The organism is Streptomyces phaeoluteigriseus (assembly GCF_001896135.2).
GTDB lineage: Bacteria > Actinomycetota > Actinomycetes > Streptomycetales > Streptomycetaceae > Streptomyces > Streptomyces phaeoluteigriseus.
Window position 1 is genome coordinate 263,144 of sequence record NZ_MPOH02000002.1, and the last position, 13,760, is coordinate 276,903.

Consider the following 13,760-nt stretch of genomic DNA (forward strand, 5'->3'; position numbering starts at 1 on the left):
GCATCCGAACGGGCCCGCGGACACCTCGCACCCGCGGTGAACAAGAGAAAGGGCTCGACATGAGCACCATGAAGTCCGTCCGGACCGGCGGCGTCGGCACGATCGAGGTCGCGGACACCGAGCGCCGGCCCCAGGGACGCCCTGGTCCGCGTCCGCGCCTGCGGCATCTGCGGCACCGACGCCGCCTTCCTGCACATGGGCGGCATGCCGACCCGGGCGCACCTGGGCGGCAACGTGGTCCCGGTCCCACTCGGCCACGAGCCGGCCGGCGAGGTCGTCGAGGTGGGCGCCGAGGTCGACGGCCTCAAGGTGGGCGACCGCGTCGTCGTCGACCCGCAGGACGCCCCGACCGGCATCATCGGCTGCGGCGGCGTCCACGGCGGCATGAGCGAGTACCTGCTCATCGAGAACGCCGAGGTCGGCAGCAGCGTCGCCGTCTTCCCCGACACCGTGCCGTTCGCCGTCGCCTCGCTGAACGAGCCGATGGCCGTGGCCCGCAACTGCGTCAACCGCTCCAAGGCCGAGCGGGCCTTCCGGCTCGCCCTCACGCCGGGCGCCGCGGAGAAGGTCGTCGTGACCCTGGGCGACGAGGACTGAGCGCTCACCACCGGCCGGGGCGGGCGGCACCCCATCCACACCTCGTCGTGGCGGAGGCGCTCACCCACGCCGCCGAACACAGCGGCTCGGACCAGGCCGAGGTGTACCTCGCCCGGACGTGCTCGGGACTCGGCGCGCGGATACGTGACGAGGGCCGCGGCGGCGCCGACGAGAGCGCCGGTACCGGCCCACTGGGCATGCGCCGCCGGGTCGCCGCCCTCTACGGAAGCACGCGGGTGACCAGCCCCGCCGGCGGTCCGACGGTCGTCGAGGTGGACCTCCCCTGCGTGTGGTGACCCCGCCCGGGTCCCCCTCGCGACGGACGGGCGCGGCGGACCGTACTGCCAGGCGAGTACGGCGGATGTGCGGCCACCGCACGACGACAGGGGGACGCGACGTCCGGGACCCTGGAGCGGTACCCGCGTTCCGCCGAGCGAGAGGCCTTCGCGCCATGGCCGCATGCCGCCGGGACGGGACCCTGGAGCCGTACCCGCGTCCGCCGAGGAAGGGGCCTCTGCACCATGGCCGTATGCCGCAGGCACCCGGGCTGAGGTGCCGCGGCGGACGCGACGGGCCGCCCCCGCCGTCCGTCCCGCCGTCGGTCACCATGGGACCAGCCCTGTCCCGGACCCTCGGCCGGGTCCGCCGACCGGCCCGCGACACGGGCCCGACCGGAGACGTCGATGCGCATCCCCTGGCAGCGCCGCGGCGACCCGTACGCGCATACCTTCGACGACGCCGACGGCCGTGCTGCCGCGCGCCGTCCTCCTCCTCGGCGACGGCAGCGACGGCATGGGCACCCCCCGGCATCCCGAGCACGCCGTGCCGCGCCCGGTCGCCCTCGGCCTCGTCTCCTGCGGCGCCCTGCCGCTCCGGCAGCGCGCCCGGCCCCGCGCCGGCGCCGCGGTGACCGCCGTCCGCGCGGCCGTGGCCGGCGCTCGCGGGCTGCCCGTCACGCCGTCGTCGCCGCCGCCGGCCGGGTTCTCCGTGCACCGGGCGGCCGTGGGAACCGACGGCCGGACCGCGCGCCGCACGCACCTCGCCGCCATGGCACCGCGGCCGATCGGCATGCGCGAGCGTGCCCCTTCCAAGGGCAGCGTCCTGCGGGCCGGGCACCGCACCGAGGGCGGCTTCCGGGTCGCCACCCGCCTCCCCCCAGCCCCACGCACCCCGAGAACGGACGCCATGACCATCCGCGTACTGCTCGCCGACGACCAGGCCCTGCTGCGGGCCACCTTCCGCATCCTCATCGACTCCTGCGACGACATGGAGGTCGTCGGCGAGGCCGCCGACGGCGCCGAGGCGGTCGAGCTGACCCGCCGGCACCGGCCGGACGTCGTCCTGATGGACATCCGCATGCCCGGCACCGACGGTCTCGCCGCCACCTCAGCCGTCTGCGCCGACCCGGGCCTGTCCGACACGCGCGTGCTGATCCTGACGACCTTCGAGATCGACGAGTACGTCGCCGCCGCGCTGCGCTCCGGCGCGAGCGGCTTCCTCGGCAAGGACGTCACCGCCGACGTCCTCCTCGACGGCATCCGCGTCGTGGCCTCCGGCGAGTCCCTGCTGTCGCCGCTCGCCACCCGCGCCCTGATCACCCGGTTCCTCACCTCCCCCGCCGAGGGTGCCCGGCTGGCCGCGCCGGACGACCTGTCCGGGCTCACCGCGCGCGAGCGCGAGGTGATGGCCTGGGTGGCCGAGGGGCACTCCAACGACGAGATCGCCGAGAAGCTGTTCGTGAGCCCGCTGACCGTGCGCACCCACGTCCACCGGGCCATGACCAAGCTGGGCGCCCGCGATCGCGCCCAACTGGTCGTCATCGCCTACCAGACGGGCCTCGTCCAGGCCCCGCCGCTGCCGCCCGGTGCCCCCTTCTGACCGCCGGACGCTCCCCGGCCGCCCGGCCCGCTGCCTCCGATCAGGGGAACCCCACCGGCCGCGGGCGTGCCGCGGCGCGGGCCCGGCGACAAGTCACCCGTGACCCTGCCGCTGATCGCCCCCATGCTCGCCACCCCCGGCACCCTGCCGCCGTCGGCCCAGGACGCGCGCTGGGCGTACGAGACCAAGCAGGACGGGCAGCGGGCGGTGGTCAGTCTCCCCGGTGACGGCACCCTCGTGCTGCGCGCCCGCTCCGGCGAGGACATCACCGCCGCCTATCCCGAACTGCGCGCGCTGGGCGGCGCGCTCGGCACCCCCGCCGTGCTCGACGGGGAGATCCTCGCCCTGGACCGGCAGGGACGTGCCGACTTCCAGTTGCTCCAGTCCCGGATGGGCCTCGTCCAGGCGCCGGCGAAGGCGGCCCGGCTCGCGGCGACCGCCCCCGTCCACCTGGTGCTGTTCGACGTGATGCACCTGGCGGAGGAGTCCCTCCTGCGCGTTCCGTACTCCCGGCGCCGGGCCCGGCTGGAGGGACTGGCCCTGGTGGGGCCCACCTGGTCGACGCCGGGCGCGCTCGTCGGGCACGGCCGCGAGGCCCTCGAAGCGACCCGCGCCCACGGCCTGGAGGGGCTGGTCTGCAAACGGCTGGACTCGCCGTACGAACCCGGCGTGCGGTCCCGGGCCTGGATCAAGATCCGCAACATGCGTACGGCGGACGTCCTCGTCGGCGGCTGGCTGCCCGGCAAGGGCCGGCTCACCGGTCTGCCGGGCGCGGTCCTGGCCGGCCAGCGCACCGGGAGCGGCCTGCGGTACGTCGGCAGTGTGGGCACCGGCTGGAACGAGGCCGAGCGCACCGAACTCGCCGCGCTGCTGCGGGAGGCGGCGACCGAGGTGTGCCCCTTCGACGCGGTTCCGGCGGCGCCGGGCGCCCGCTGGGTCCGGCCCCTCCTGGTGGGCGAGGTCCGTTACAGCACCCGGACCCGGGCGGGGATGCTGCGCCAGCCGTCCTGGCTCCGGCTGCGCACCGACCTGACGCCCGAGGAGTCGGCGGCCGACCTCCCCGCCTCGCCCAGCGACTGACGCGGCGTCAGCAACCGTTTATTGGGCTGCGCTTCACCACCGGGACGCCCGCGACCCCTTGGCGCGGAAGTGAAGATCGGGGAAGCTGAACTCCCCACTCCCCCACAGCCGTTCGGCTGCGCCCGGTCCCGAGGAGGACGCAGTGTCGTCACCCACGTTCAAGAAGCACCGCAGGAGATGGCTCACCGGACTCGCCGGTGCCGCCGCGCTCGTCGTCGCCGTCCCCACGGTCGCGTACGCCGCTCCGCCCACCGCCCTCCCGGCCAACGCGGAAGCGGGCGAGCGCGCCTATCTGCCGGCGTTCGACTACGACACGGACGGCTGCTACGCCACCCCCGCGATCGGCCCCGACGGGACGGTCAACGGCGGCCTCAACCCGACCGGCGCCCTCAACGGCAGCTGCCGTGACGCCTCGGACCTCGACAACACCAACAGCTACTCGCGCTACAAGTGCAACAACGGCTGGTGCGCCTACCTGTACGGCCTGTACTTCGAGAAGGACCAGGCGATAGCGGGCAGCAGCATCGGCGGACACCGTCACGACTGGGAGCACGTCGTGGTGTGGGTGCAGAACAACGCGGTGAAGTACGTCTCGACGTCCAACCACGGCTCGTTCACCGTCACCGCCGCCTCCGGCGTCCGCTTCGACGGTACGCACGCGAAGGTCGTCTACCACAAGGACGGCATCAGCACGCACTGCTTCCGACTGGCCGGCTCGGGCGACGAGCCGCCGGAGAACCACAAGGGCACCTGGCAGTACCCCCCGCTGGTCGGCTGGAACGGCTACCCGGCGGGCGTGCGCGACAAGTTGAGCGCCTACAACTTCGGCAGCGCCAACTTCGGCCTGAAGGACGCCAACTTCGGCAACCACCTCAACTCGGCGAAGCCGTCCGGCGTCACCTTCGACGCGTACGCGTGACCCGGTGACCGGGGCCGGTCCGCCCCTGGTGCGGTCGGTCCCGGCATCCGATGATGACCGTATGGATCTTGCGAAGGAACTGCCCTCCGCCGTCGACGCGGAGGGCCTGCTCGCCCTGGCCGAGGGCCACCACGACCGTGCGGCCCAGCCCTTGGGGACCCGGGAGGTGGCCGGCCACCTCGTGAAGGCGTACGCCCTGGAGGCGCCGGGCCGCGCGGTCGTCGAAGAGGACACGCGGGCGGCACTGCGGATCGCCGCGGGTCATCTCGCGCTCGGCCGGGAGCGGGGCTCGCTCGGCCTGTCGGTGCTGCTCGTGCACGCGGGCGGCGACGGCGACTACCTGCTGCTGCACACCTGGACCGAGGGGCACATGGCGGACCTCGCGATCTTCACGGGCCCCGCGGGCCGGCCGGAGTCGCTGCGCCCCGGCCGTGCGGGGCTGGCGCCCTGCGTGTGGGAGGCGGCTCTGCTCGCGCACGAGCGGGACGCGTACTCCCGGCACGTCCTGAGCGGGACCGGCCCGCTGCCCGGCCGTCTCACCGCGTGGAGCGCGGACACCTACGCCGGTGACGTGCGATGAGCGACGCGCCCGTGGTGCGCCACGCCCGCCCCGGCGATCTCCCCCGGGTGGCCGAACTGGCCCGGATGCACGCCGAGTACGAGCGCGCCGCACCCCCCGCGGCCGACCTCGCCGCACGCCTCGACGCACTGCTGTTCGGCACCTCGGCCCTCCGGTTGCGCTGCCTGGTCGCCGAGTCTCCGGACGGCGAGGTCGTCGGCTACGCGACCTGCGCGCCCGCGCTGTCCACCTGGGACGGCCTCGAGTACCTGCACATGGACTGCCTGTTCCTCGTCCCCGGACAGCGCGGTCTGGGACTCGGCGCACTGCTGATGGACGCGGTGACCGCCGAGGCCCGCGCCCTCGGCCTCACCGAGATCCAGTGGCAGACACCCACCTGGAACGAGGGCGCGATCCGCTTCTACGACCGGCTCGGCGCCCGTGCCCAGGACAAGACGCGCTTCACCCTGACCGTCGAACAGTGACCTCCCGAGGGTCTATCGTGTCCCGCATGTCCGTTCCGGAACTGATCCGCATCGTCTCCCGCGACTCGCCCATGGCCCTGGCCCAGGTGGAGCGCGTCCGCGCGGAGTTGGCCGCCCTGCGTCCCGGGGTGCGCACCGAGGTCGTCCCCGTGAAGACGACCGGCGACAAGTGGATGGGGGACCTGTCCCAGGTCGAGGGGAAGGGCGCGTTCACCAAGGAGGTCGACGCGGCGCTGCTGGCCGGCCAGGCCGACCTCGCGGTGCACTGCGTCAAGGACGTCCCGGCGGACCGGCCCCTCCCGGCCGGCACCGTGTTCGCGGCGTTCCTCAAGCGGGACGACATCCGCGACGCCCTCGTCCATCCGGGCGGGCTGACCCTCGACGAACTCCCGGCGGGCACGCGGATCGGCACCTCCTCGGTGCGCCGGGTCGCCCAACTGGCCGCTATCCACCCGCACCTGGAGTGCGTGCCGTTCCGCGGCAACGCCAACCGGCGGCTGGCGAAGCTCGCCGCGGGCGAGGCGGACGCGCTGCTGCTCGCGGTGTCGGGCCTGGAGCGCATCGGCCGGACGGACGTGATCAGCGAGGTCCTGTCGCCGGAGACGATGATGCCGCCGATCGGCGCGGGCATCCTCGCCCTCCAGTGCCGTGAGGGCGACGGCGAGCTGATCGACGTCGTCAGCGGGCTCGGTGACCCGGACACCCATCGGGAGGCCGCCGCCGAGCGGATGTTCCTGCACGTCCTCCAGGGCCACTGCAACAGCCCCATCGCCGGCTTCGCCCGGGTGGACCGCGGCGGCGAACTCTCGTTGCGGGCCTGCGTGTTCACCCCGGACGGCAAGACCAGGCTGAACGCCCACGAGTGGGCGGGCCGCCTCGACCCGGCCACGCTGGGCACCTCGGTGGCCGTCGCGCTGCTGCGTCAGGGCGCCCGCGAGATCATCGACGGCATCCCGCACTGAGCGGAGCGGGGCCCCGGGCAGCGCGTCAGGCGGTGCCCGTGCCCTCTTCGGCCTGGTCGCGCAGGAACTTGCTCACCTGGCGGGCCAGGCTGTCGCGGACCGCGGCGGGTGCCCCGGCGGGCCCCTCGTGCAGGCCGACGCCGCCGACCCACATCCGCCGCCCGGCCCACTCCTCCTCGACGCGCAACTGGATCTGCACGTCGATCTGTCCGAGCGCGGCCTCGGGTCCGGCGGCGTACAGGACCGCGGTGGCGCGGCGCAGCGGGTAGACGTCGAAGCCCTCGATGAACTGCGAGTTGCGCCAGTCGATGAAGGCGCTCTCCCCGTCGGGCCCGATCCGCACGTCGATCTGCCCGTCCTCCAGGTGGACGCCGAGGCTCTGCTCGCCGCGGTTCTCGACGGTCACCCGCAGGGTGAAGTACGTCAGCCCTTCGGCGGCGTCGTCGCGTCCCCGGGGCGGCTCCGCCTGCTCCAGACGGTGGACGCGGACGCGCAGGCCGGCATGCTCGTCGTACTCGTGCCAGTCCCCGACCACGTTCGGCTCGTACACAGTCCACCTCTCGACTTCTACCGGCTGCTTCCTATCCGTGGGCTCGGCGGACTGTCAAATGAGCGGAATGCGCCGTGGCCAGCGGCTTCACCCCCTTTGATCGGTGATCAAGCCGTGCGCAGGAAGAATCCCGTTCCGTGCCAGGCGGGCGGCCCGGCGGGCGTGCCGCACATCACGTCGCGGGCAAGATCGGCGGACGTCGGCGGGCTGGCCGGCCGAGCAGGGAGGGGCGGCCGTGATCCCGAGCCCGAACTCGGGCGCCAGGTGCGCGGGCGTACCGGGGAGGAGTCGGCACAGGGCGTGCACCTCGCAGCTGAGCGGGTCGACCCCGTGAAGAACAGTGGCATCGTGATCGCCCGGCGGAAGCCCAGCAGGCTGTCGCGGCCGAGGACGATGTCCGCGAGGGAGTCAACAGGGACCCCGCAGGGCCAGGAACAGGGGCCGAGCCGGGGAGAGACTTCCACAAAAGGCGTAAATGGGGTGAACTGTTTCAGAAGGGCCTAGAGCGGGAATCTGACCACAAGTGCTTCGGACAGGAGGCACCTCCGTGGGAACCCGCCGTACGGGCCGGCCCCGGGTACTCCGCCAGGTCCGCGCGCGCTTCCCACGGTGTCCGTCCATCCACCGGCACCTGCCTGAGGGAGGCGCGCGCGATGCGTACCACCGTCAGAACGAAGCAGCACCCCCACGACGACGCCCCGGACACCGCCGAATCCTTCGTTCGGCTCGCCGAGCTGCCCGACGGCCCCGAGCGCCAGGCGCTCCGCGACGAACTGGTCCGGCTCTGGCTTCCCATGGCCGAGCGCATCGCCGTCCGCTTCCGCGGGCGCGGCGAGTCCCTCGAAGACCTCTACCAGGTGGCGGCCCTCGGACTGGTGAAGGCCGTCGACCACTACGACCCCGACCGCGGCCGCGCCTTCGAGGCCTACGCGGTGCCGACGATCACCGGCGAGATCAAGCGCCACTTCCGCGACCACATGTGGACGCTGCACGTCCCGCGCCGGGTCCAGGACCTGCGCAACCGGGTACGGCACGCCACCAAGGACCTCTCCCAGACCACGTCGGGGCGTGCCCCGACCCTCGCCGAGATCGCTGAGTACGCGCACCTGACCGAGGACGAGGTCCGCACCGGCATGGAGGCACTGGAGTGCTTCTCGGCGCTGTCGCTGGAGGCCGGGATGCCCGGCACCGACGGCTACGCGCTGGAGGACGCCCTGGGCGACCCCGACCCCGGATACGACACCGTCGTCGACCGGGTGGCCGTCGCGCCGTGCCTGCGGGCCCTGCCGGAACGCGAGCGGACCATCCTGTACCTGCGCTTCTTCGGCGGTATGACGCAGAGCAGCATCGCCGAGCAGCTCGGCATCTCACAGATGCACGTCTCGCGGCTGCTGAGCAGCTGTTTCGAGCGGCTGCGCGAGGAGATCACCGCCGGAGCCAACTGACGCGGCGGGCACCGGACCGCGCTCCACCGGACATCACTCCGGCGGATGTCACTCCAGCGGATGTCACTCCAGCGGGGGCGCGCCGGGGATCCGGGGCGGGCCGTGGCGGTCCACCGCGTCCTCCAGGGCCGCGCGGATCTCCTCGGGGATCTGCCCGCTGCGGCCCCAGAAGAGGATCAGCTCCGCGACGTCGCGCAGTTTGATGTTCGTGTGCTGGGAGACCTCTCTCAGCACCGTCCATCCCCCGTCCGGCGCCATCCGTCCCAGGGCGACGATCACCCCGATCGCCTGGTCCACGACAGCGTGGGAGGCCACGGCGTCCTTGAGCTGACCGACTTCCTTCTGGAGTTCGACGATCCGGTCCGTTTCGTCGCGGGATCCGCGCGGTACTCGTGGCACACCTCCATCGTGCCACCGGGTCACTCGGCAGGCGCCGTGGCAGGGTCCGGCGGGACACTGGTGCCACATCCACCGGCCGCCGTCGATCGACCAGGAACGCGAGTGCCATGAACCATCACCGCCCGTCCGCCGCCTCCGGTGCGAAGGAGGTCGTCTCCACCCACTCCGTGTTCGGGGCGCCCTGCTGGGTGAGCCTCACCAGCCGGGACATGGAGGCCACGCAGAGGTTCTACGGGGCCGTCCTCGGCTGGGAGTGGCGCAGGGGCAGCCTCGGCGACCACTTCCGCACGGCTCTGGTGAACGACGTCCCCGTGGCCGGCATCGCCGCCGTCGCCTCGGTGTGGCAGATGGCGGTCGCCTGGACGCCGTACTTCGCCGTGCCCAGCGCGGACGAGGTGGCCTCCCGCGTGCGGGAGCGGGGCGGCACGGTCGCCGTGGGGCCGATCTCGCTGCCGCCCGGCCGGGCGGCACTGCTGGCCGACCGGGACGGCGCGACCTTCGGCGTCTGGGAGGGCCCGCTGCTCGGCAACTGGGAGGCCTGGCGGCAGGCCGCCCCCGCCTTCATCCGGCTGCACACCCGCAACGCCTTCGACTCCGCCATCTTCTACGGCGAGATCCTCGACTGGGCGAGCGACCGGCCGGGCTGTTGCGAGGTGCACTACGAGGGCGGCGAGGTCGTGCTGCGCAGCCGGGGCGATGTCGTGGCCCGGATCGAGTCGGGCGCCCTGGAGGCGGCCCCCGATCCGACGATCCGGCCGCACTGGCAGGTCCACTTCGCGGTGCGGGACGTGGCGGCCTGCGCACGGGACGCCGAGCGACACGGCGGCAGCGTGCTGGTCAAGGGCGCCGACGAGGCCGTACTGCGTGACCCCGACGGCGCCCAGTTCACGGTGACCTCGCAGCCCGCCCGCTGAGCCGCGCCTACTCGGAGCGCCGGGGCGGGCGGGAGAGCACGATGAGGCTGCGGGCCTCCACCGCCACCGCGGCGCCCGCCTTGAACTCCGTCTCGTCCGGCCCGCCGTCCGGCTCCACCGTGTCGACGCGGACCGCCCAGCGCTCCCCGAACTCGGTGCCGGGCAGCCGGAACACGACGGGCTCCCAGTAGCTGTTGAGCAGCAGCAGGAACGAGTCGTCGACGACGGGCCGGCCGCGCGGATCGGGTTCGGCGATGGCGTCGCCGTTGAGGAACACGCCCACGCAGTGCGCGTCGGAGCGCTGCCAGTCGCGGTCGGTCATCTCGCGGGCGTCCGGCAACAGCCACACCAGGTCGGGCAGCGGCTGGCCGGCGTGGGTGACGGTCTCGCCGCGGAAGAAGCGGCGCCGCCGCAGCACGGGGTGGGCCGAGCGCAGCGCGATGAGCCGCCGGGTGAAGTCGACGAGGTCGCGCCGCTGCGGGGTGGCCCGCCAGTCGATCCAGGAGACCTCGTTGTCCTGGCAGTAGGCGTTGTTGTTGCCGCGCTGGGTGCGGCCGAGTTCGTCGCCGTGGCAGATCATCGGGATGCCCTGGGACAGCAGCAGGGTGGCGAGGAGGTTGCGCTGCTGGCGGGCGCGCAGTTCGAGCACGGCCGGGTCGTCGGTCTCGCCCTCGGTCCCGCAGTTCCAGGACCGGTTGTCGCTCTCGCCGTCCCGGTTGCCCTCGCCGTTGGCCTCGTTGTGCTTGTCGTTGTAGGAGACGAGGTCCCGCAGGGTGAACCCGTCGTGCGCGGTGACGAAGTTGACGCTGGCGCGGGGGCGGCGCCGGCTGTGCGCGTACAGGTCGGAGGAGCCGGTCAGGCGGGAGGCGAACTCGCCGAGCGAGCCGGGTTCGGTCCGCCAGAAGTCCCGCACGGTGTCGCGGTAGCGGCCGTTCCACTCCGACCACAGGGGCGGGAAATTGCCCACCTGGTATCCGCCCTCGCCGACGTCCCACGGTTCGGCGATCAGCTTCACCCGGCTGATCACCGGGTCCTGCTGGATCAGGTCGAAGAACGCCGACAGCCGGGAGACCTCGTGGAACTGGCGGGCCAGGGTGGCCGCGAGGTCGAAGCGGAAGCCGTCGACGTGCATCTCGGTCACCCAGTACCGCAGCGAGTCCATGATCAGCTGAAGGACGTAGGGATGCCGCATCAGCAGGCTGTTGCCGGTGCCGGTGGTGTCGTAGTAGTGCGACCAGTCCCCGTCGACCAGGCGGTAGTACGAGGAGTTGTCGATGCCGCGGAAGGAGAGGGTGGGGCCCTTCTCGTTGCCCTCGGCGGTGTGGTTGTAGACGACGTCCAGGATCACCTCGAGGCCCGCCGCGTGCAGCTCCTTCACCATCGTCTTGAACTCGGTGACCTGCTGGCCCCGGGTGCCGTGGGCGGCGTAGGCGTTGTGCGGGGCGAAGAAGCCGATGGTGTTGTAGCCCCAGTAGTTGGACAGGCCCCGGTCCGTCAGGAAGCCGTCCTGCACGAACTGGTGCACGGGCATCAGCTCGATCGCGGTCACGCCCAGCGAGGTGAGGTGCCCGGTCACCGCGGGGTGGACGAGGCCGGCGTAGGTGCCCCGCAGCTCCGGGGGGACGTCGGGGTGGGTGCGGGTCAGACCGCGCACATGGGCCTCGTAGATCACCGTGTCGGCGTAGGAGTGCTGTGGCGGCCGGTCCGCGCCCCAGTCGAAGGCCGGGTCGGTGACCACGCCGAGCAGGGTGTGCCCGGCACTGTCCTCGGGATCGGGGCGGTCCCCGGCCCGCTCGAACAGCGAGGCGTGGTTGTCGATCTGTCCGTCGACGGCGCGCGCGTAGGGGTCGAGGAGCAGTTTGGCCGGGTTGCAGCGGTGGCCGGCGGCCGGGTCCCAGGGGCCGTGCACGCGGTAGCCGTAGCGCCGGCCGGGACCGACGCCCGGCAGGTAGGCGTGCCAGACGAAGCCGTCGACCTCGGTCAGGGGCACGCTGCGGCTGCCGCCGTCCTCGTCGAAGAGGATGAGGTCGACGCGGTGCGCGACCTCGCTGAACAGGGCGAAGTTGGTGCCGTTCCCGTCGAAGTCGGCGCCCAACGGGTAGGGGCGCCCGCTCCAGGCGGGCACCCCTGCGTTCCGGTACGTCCGAGAGGTCACCGGGCGCCCTCCAGGACGCCGTGCGTCTGTTCCGCGGCGGCGGCGAGGGCCGTGACGGGCAGTTCGCGCGGCACCTGGAGCATCTCGCTCAGGTCTCCCTCCGGGAGGGTCGGCACGAGCGGGACGCGCTCGCCGGCGCGAGCCCGCTGCGAGAACCAGATGACCTTGCTGCCGGTGGCGGTGGCGCAGCAGCCCCAGCCGTCGCTCATGGCGGCGATGCGTTCCAGGCAACCACGCAGGTCCTGGTCCGGGCGCAGGTCCCGGTCGTCGCCGCCGACTGCCGTGATCAGGTGCTGGCCGTTCCACCACAGCTCGACCGAGGTGTGCTTGTCCGTGGCGTGCTCGTCGATCGCTCTGAGCAGCATCTCCGTTCCACCGCACACGGGTTCGACGAGCGTGTCGAGGTCCCAGTACTTCAGGTGTGCGGCCAGGATGCGCCTGACCTGTCCGACCCGGTCCGGACTCACGTCCACGTCGAGGTGGTAGTAGCAGGGCACTGCGGTCTTCATCTCGTTCGTCTCCTCACCGGCGAGGCTCCACTCCCTCTCGGCCCGACGGGCCGAGCCCCGAACACGGAGCGTGAGCGTTGATCGCTCCTGAGTCACAACCACAGTGAGGCTGCTACGCCATTCGTGCAACACGAGCACACCACAATCAAGATCCAACAGGACGTTGGGTTGTCGGCCATGCACCATAAGTGAAGGCCTCGGGAGGTTTAGACGGTTTCGCACCTCTGCTTACATGGCCGACCCGCTCGCCGCGGGGCGACGTACCTCTCGAACTCCCGGAAGGTGAACAGCGCCATGCTGCTACCAGCGAAGACCGAAGTGGCCAGACGCCTGCGCAGTTACCGCGCCTGGGAACGGGTGATGCTCGCGCGCCCGGGCGACCGCGCGGTACGGGCCACCTTCGAGGACTGCGGCTACACCCTGTGCGTTCTGATGGGCAAGCGCTGCGCGCGGGAGGCCGCGGACGCCGCCGAGCAGTACCTGCGCGCGGGCGCGGACACCCGTCTGCTGCGCGGTGGGGCGACCCGGAGGAGCGGCGTCACGCGGCTCACGGCGACCCGGCCGACGCTGCGTATCGCGGCGGAGAGGTAGCGCCCCCCGGCCGCTTCGGCCGGGGCATCCGACAGCGGGCGACAGAAACCTTTTTCGGTACTGCGGAGGTGCAGCGTGAGGTCCACCAGAGCGATCGGCCGTATCCCGGTGCGGGACGTCCATCCGCGCGTGGAGTGCGGCCGGCGGCCGGCCAAGTCCGTGAGCGGTGAGACGTTCGAGATCACCGCGACGGTGTTTCGCGAGGGCCATGACGCCATCGGCGCGAACGTGGTCCTCAAGAACCCGGACGGCCGCCGTGGACCTTGGACGCCGATGCGGGAACTCGCGCCGGGCACCGACCGCTGGGGTGCCGAGGTGACGCTCGACCAGGTGGGCCACTGGACGTACACCGTGGAGGCCTGGAGCGATCCGGTCACGACCTGGCGCCGGCACGCGGAGATCAAGATTCCCGCGGACATCGACACGGGTCTGGTACTGGAGGAGGGCGGGCACCTCTACGAGCGGGCGGCGGCCCGTGTGCCGCGCGGTCCGGCGCGGGCGGTGGTGCGGGAGGCGGCGCGGCGGCTGCTCGACGACTCGCTGCCGGTGGCCGAGCGGTATGCGGCGGCGCTGGACCCGGAGGTGGACGAGGTCCTGACCCGTCATCCCTTCCGGGAGTTCGTCTCCGCCAGTGCCGCCATGCCGCTGCTGGTGGAGCGGGAGCGGGCGCTGTACGGCTCCTGGTACGAGTTCTTCCCGCGTTCGGAGGGGACGCCG

At 72.7% G+C, this 13,760-nt stretch carries 16 protein-coding genes; 12 read left to right on the top strand and 4 right to left on the bottom strand.

The window, feature by feature from the left end:
- The first annotated feature begins 165 nt into the window (after positions 1-165).
- The 8 genes from BM536_RS44650 (at position 166) to hemC (ending at position 6,480) form a co-directional block, all read left to right on the top strand.
- Positions 166-597, top strand: coding sequence for an alcohol dehydrogenase catalytic domain-containing protein (locus BM536_RS44650; protein ID WP_425444592.1), 432 nt, complete (start codon positions 166-168; stop codon positions 595-597).
- A gap of 47 nt (positions 598-644) precedes the next feature.
- Positions 645-893 (top strand): sensor histidine kinase, encoded by a 249-nt coding sequence (locus tag BM536_RS01775; RefSeq protein WP_211362801.1) that lies wholly within the window; start codon positions 645-647, stop codon positions 891-893.
- An 889-nt stretch (positions 894-1,782) separates the two neighbouring features.
- On the top strand, positions 1,783-2,475 hold the full coding sequence (locus BM536_RS01780) for a response regulator transcription factor (RefSeq protein WP_073498386.1): 693 nt from the start codon (positions 1,783-1,785) through the stop codon (positions 2,473-2,475).
- Between the two features lie 99 nt (positions 2,476-2,574).
- A complete protein-coding gene (locus BM536_RS01785; RefSeq protein ID WP_245873218.1) occupies positions 2,575-3,555 on the top strand; it encodes an ATP-dependent DNA ligase in 981 nt (326 codons plus the stop codon).
- Between the two features lie 142 nt (positions 3,556-3,697).
- On the top strand, positions 3,698-4,474 hold the full coding sequence (locus BM536_RS01790; RefSeq protein WP_073498382.1) for an NPP1 family protein: 777 nt from the start codon (positions 3,698-3,700) through the stop codon (positions 4,472-4,474).
- Positions 4,475-4,535: 61 nt separating this feature from the next.
- On the top strand, positions 4,536-5,054 hold the full coding sequence (locus BM536_RS01795; protein ID WP_073498380.1) for a hypothetical protein: 519 nt from the start codon (positions 4,536-4,538) through the stop codon (positions 5,052-5,054).
- Entirely contained in the window at positions 5,051-5,518 is a 468-nt protein-coding gene (locus BM536_RS01800) for a GNAT family N-acetyltransferase (protein ID WP_094102415.1), read from the top strand. Before BM536_RS01795 ends, BM536_RS01800 begins: the two co-directional genes overlap by 4 nt.
- Before the next feature lie 26 nt (positions 5,519-5,544).
- Positions 5,545-6,480 (top strand): hydroxymethylbilane synthase, encoded by a 936-nt coding sequence (gene hemC / locus BM536_RS01805; protein ID WP_073498377.1) that lies wholly within the window; start codon positions 5,545-5,547, stop codon positions 6,478-6,480.
- A 25-nt stretch (positions 6,481-6,505) separates the two neighbouring features.
- On the opposite strand, the gene BM536_RS01810 is transcribed toward hemC, so the two are convergent.
- A complete protein-coding gene (locus BM536_RS01810) occupies positions 6,506-7,030 on the bottom strand; it encodes a hypothetical protein (RefSeq protein ID WP_073498375.1) in 525 nt (174 codons plus the stop codon).
- A gap of 653 nt (positions 7,031-7,683) precedes the next feature.
- Between BM536_RS01810 and BM536_RS01815 the strand changes: the two genes are divergently transcribed.
- Entirely contained in the window at positions 7,684-8,475 is a 792-nt protein-coding gene (locus BM536_RS01815; protein WP_073498373.1) for an RNA polymerase sigma factor SigF, read from the top strand.
- Between the two features lie 63 nt (positions 8,476-8,538).
- On the opposite strand, the gene BM536_RS01820 is transcribed toward BM536_RS01815, so the two are convergent.
- Positions 8,539-8,874 carry an ANTAR domain-containing protein gene (locus tag BM536_RS01820; protein WP_073498371.1) on the bottom strand — a complete coding sequence of 112 codons (336 nt, stop codon included), beginning with the start codon at positions 8,872-8,874 and terminating at the stop codon, positions 8,539-8,541.
- Positions 8,875-8,981: 107 nt separating this feature from the next.
- Here BM536_RS01820 and BM536_RS01825 point away from each other — a divergent pair, with 107 nt between their 5' ends.
- On the top strand, positions 8,982-9,788 hold the full coding sequence (locus BM536_RS01825; RefSeq protein ID WP_073498369.1) for a VOC family protein: 807 nt from the start codon (positions 8,982-8,984) through the stop codon (positions 9,786-9,788).
- A gap of 7 nt (positions 9,789-9,795) precedes the next feature.
- On the opposite strand, the gene glgX is transcribed toward BM536_RS01825, so the two are convergent.
- Together glgX and BM536_RS01835 are read right to left on the bottom strand one after the other, a co-directional pair.
- Complete coding sequence (gene glgX, locus BM536_RS01830) at positions 9,796-11,943, bottom strand: glycogen debranching protein GlgX (RefSeq protein WP_245873219.1); 2,148 nt, start codon at positions 11,941-11,943, stop codon at positions 9,796-9,798.
- Positions 11,940-12,452, bottom strand: coding sequence for a pep a2 (locus tag BM536_RS01835; protein WP_073498368.1), 513 nt, complete (start codon positions 12,450-12,452; stop codon positions 11,940-11,942). Before BM536_RS01835 ends, glgX begins: the two co-directional genes overlap by 4 nt.
- A gap of 294 nt (positions 12,453-12,746) precedes the next feature.
- On the opposite strand from BM536_RS01835, the gene BM536_RS01840 reads away from it, so the two are divergent.
- Positions 12,747-13,043, top strand: coding sequence for a DUF5133 domain-containing protein (locus tag BM536_RS01840; protein ID WP_073498388.1), 297 nt, complete (start codon positions 12,747-12,749; stop codon positions 13,041-13,043).
- Between the two features lie 75 nt (positions 13,044-13,118).
- Positions 13,119-13,760, top strand: a 642-nt coding sequence (locus tag BM536_RS01845) for a maltotransferase domain-containing protein (protein ID WP_143650737.1), incomplete at its 3' end; no start/stop codon positions are given.

Coding starts and splice junctions, on each gene's coding strand:
- BM536_RS01780 (WP_073498386.1), top strand. CDS start 1,783: ATGACCATCCGCGTACTGCTCGCCGACGACCAGGCCCTGCTGCGGGCC.
- BM536_RS01795 (WP_073498380.1), top strand. CDS start 4,536: ATGGATCTTGCGAAGGAACTGCCCTCCGCCGTCGACGCGGAGGGCCTG.
- BM536_RS01800 (WP_094102415.1), top strand. CDS start 5,051: ATGAGCGACGCGCCCGTGGTGCGCCACGCCCGCCCCGGCGATCTCCCC.
- hemC (WP_073498377.1), top strand. CDS start 5,545: ATGTCCGTTCCGGAACTGATCCGCATCGTCTCCCGCGACTCGCCCATG.
- BM536_RS01815 (WP_073498373.1), top strand. CDS start 7,684: ATGCGTACCACCGTCAGAACGAAGCAGCACCCCCACGACGACGCCCCG.
- BM536_RS01825 (WP_073498369.1), top strand. CDS start 8,982: ATGAACCATCACCGCCCGTCCGCCGCCTCCGGTGCGAAGGAGGTCGTC.
- BM536_RS01835 (WP_073498368.1), bottom strand. CDS start 12,452: ATGAAGACCGCAGTGCCCTGCTACTACCACCTCGACGTGGACGTGAGT.
- BM536_RS01840 (WP_073498388.1), top strand. CDS start 12,747: ATGCTGCTACCAGCGAAGACCGAAGTGGCCAGACGCCTGCGCAGTTAC.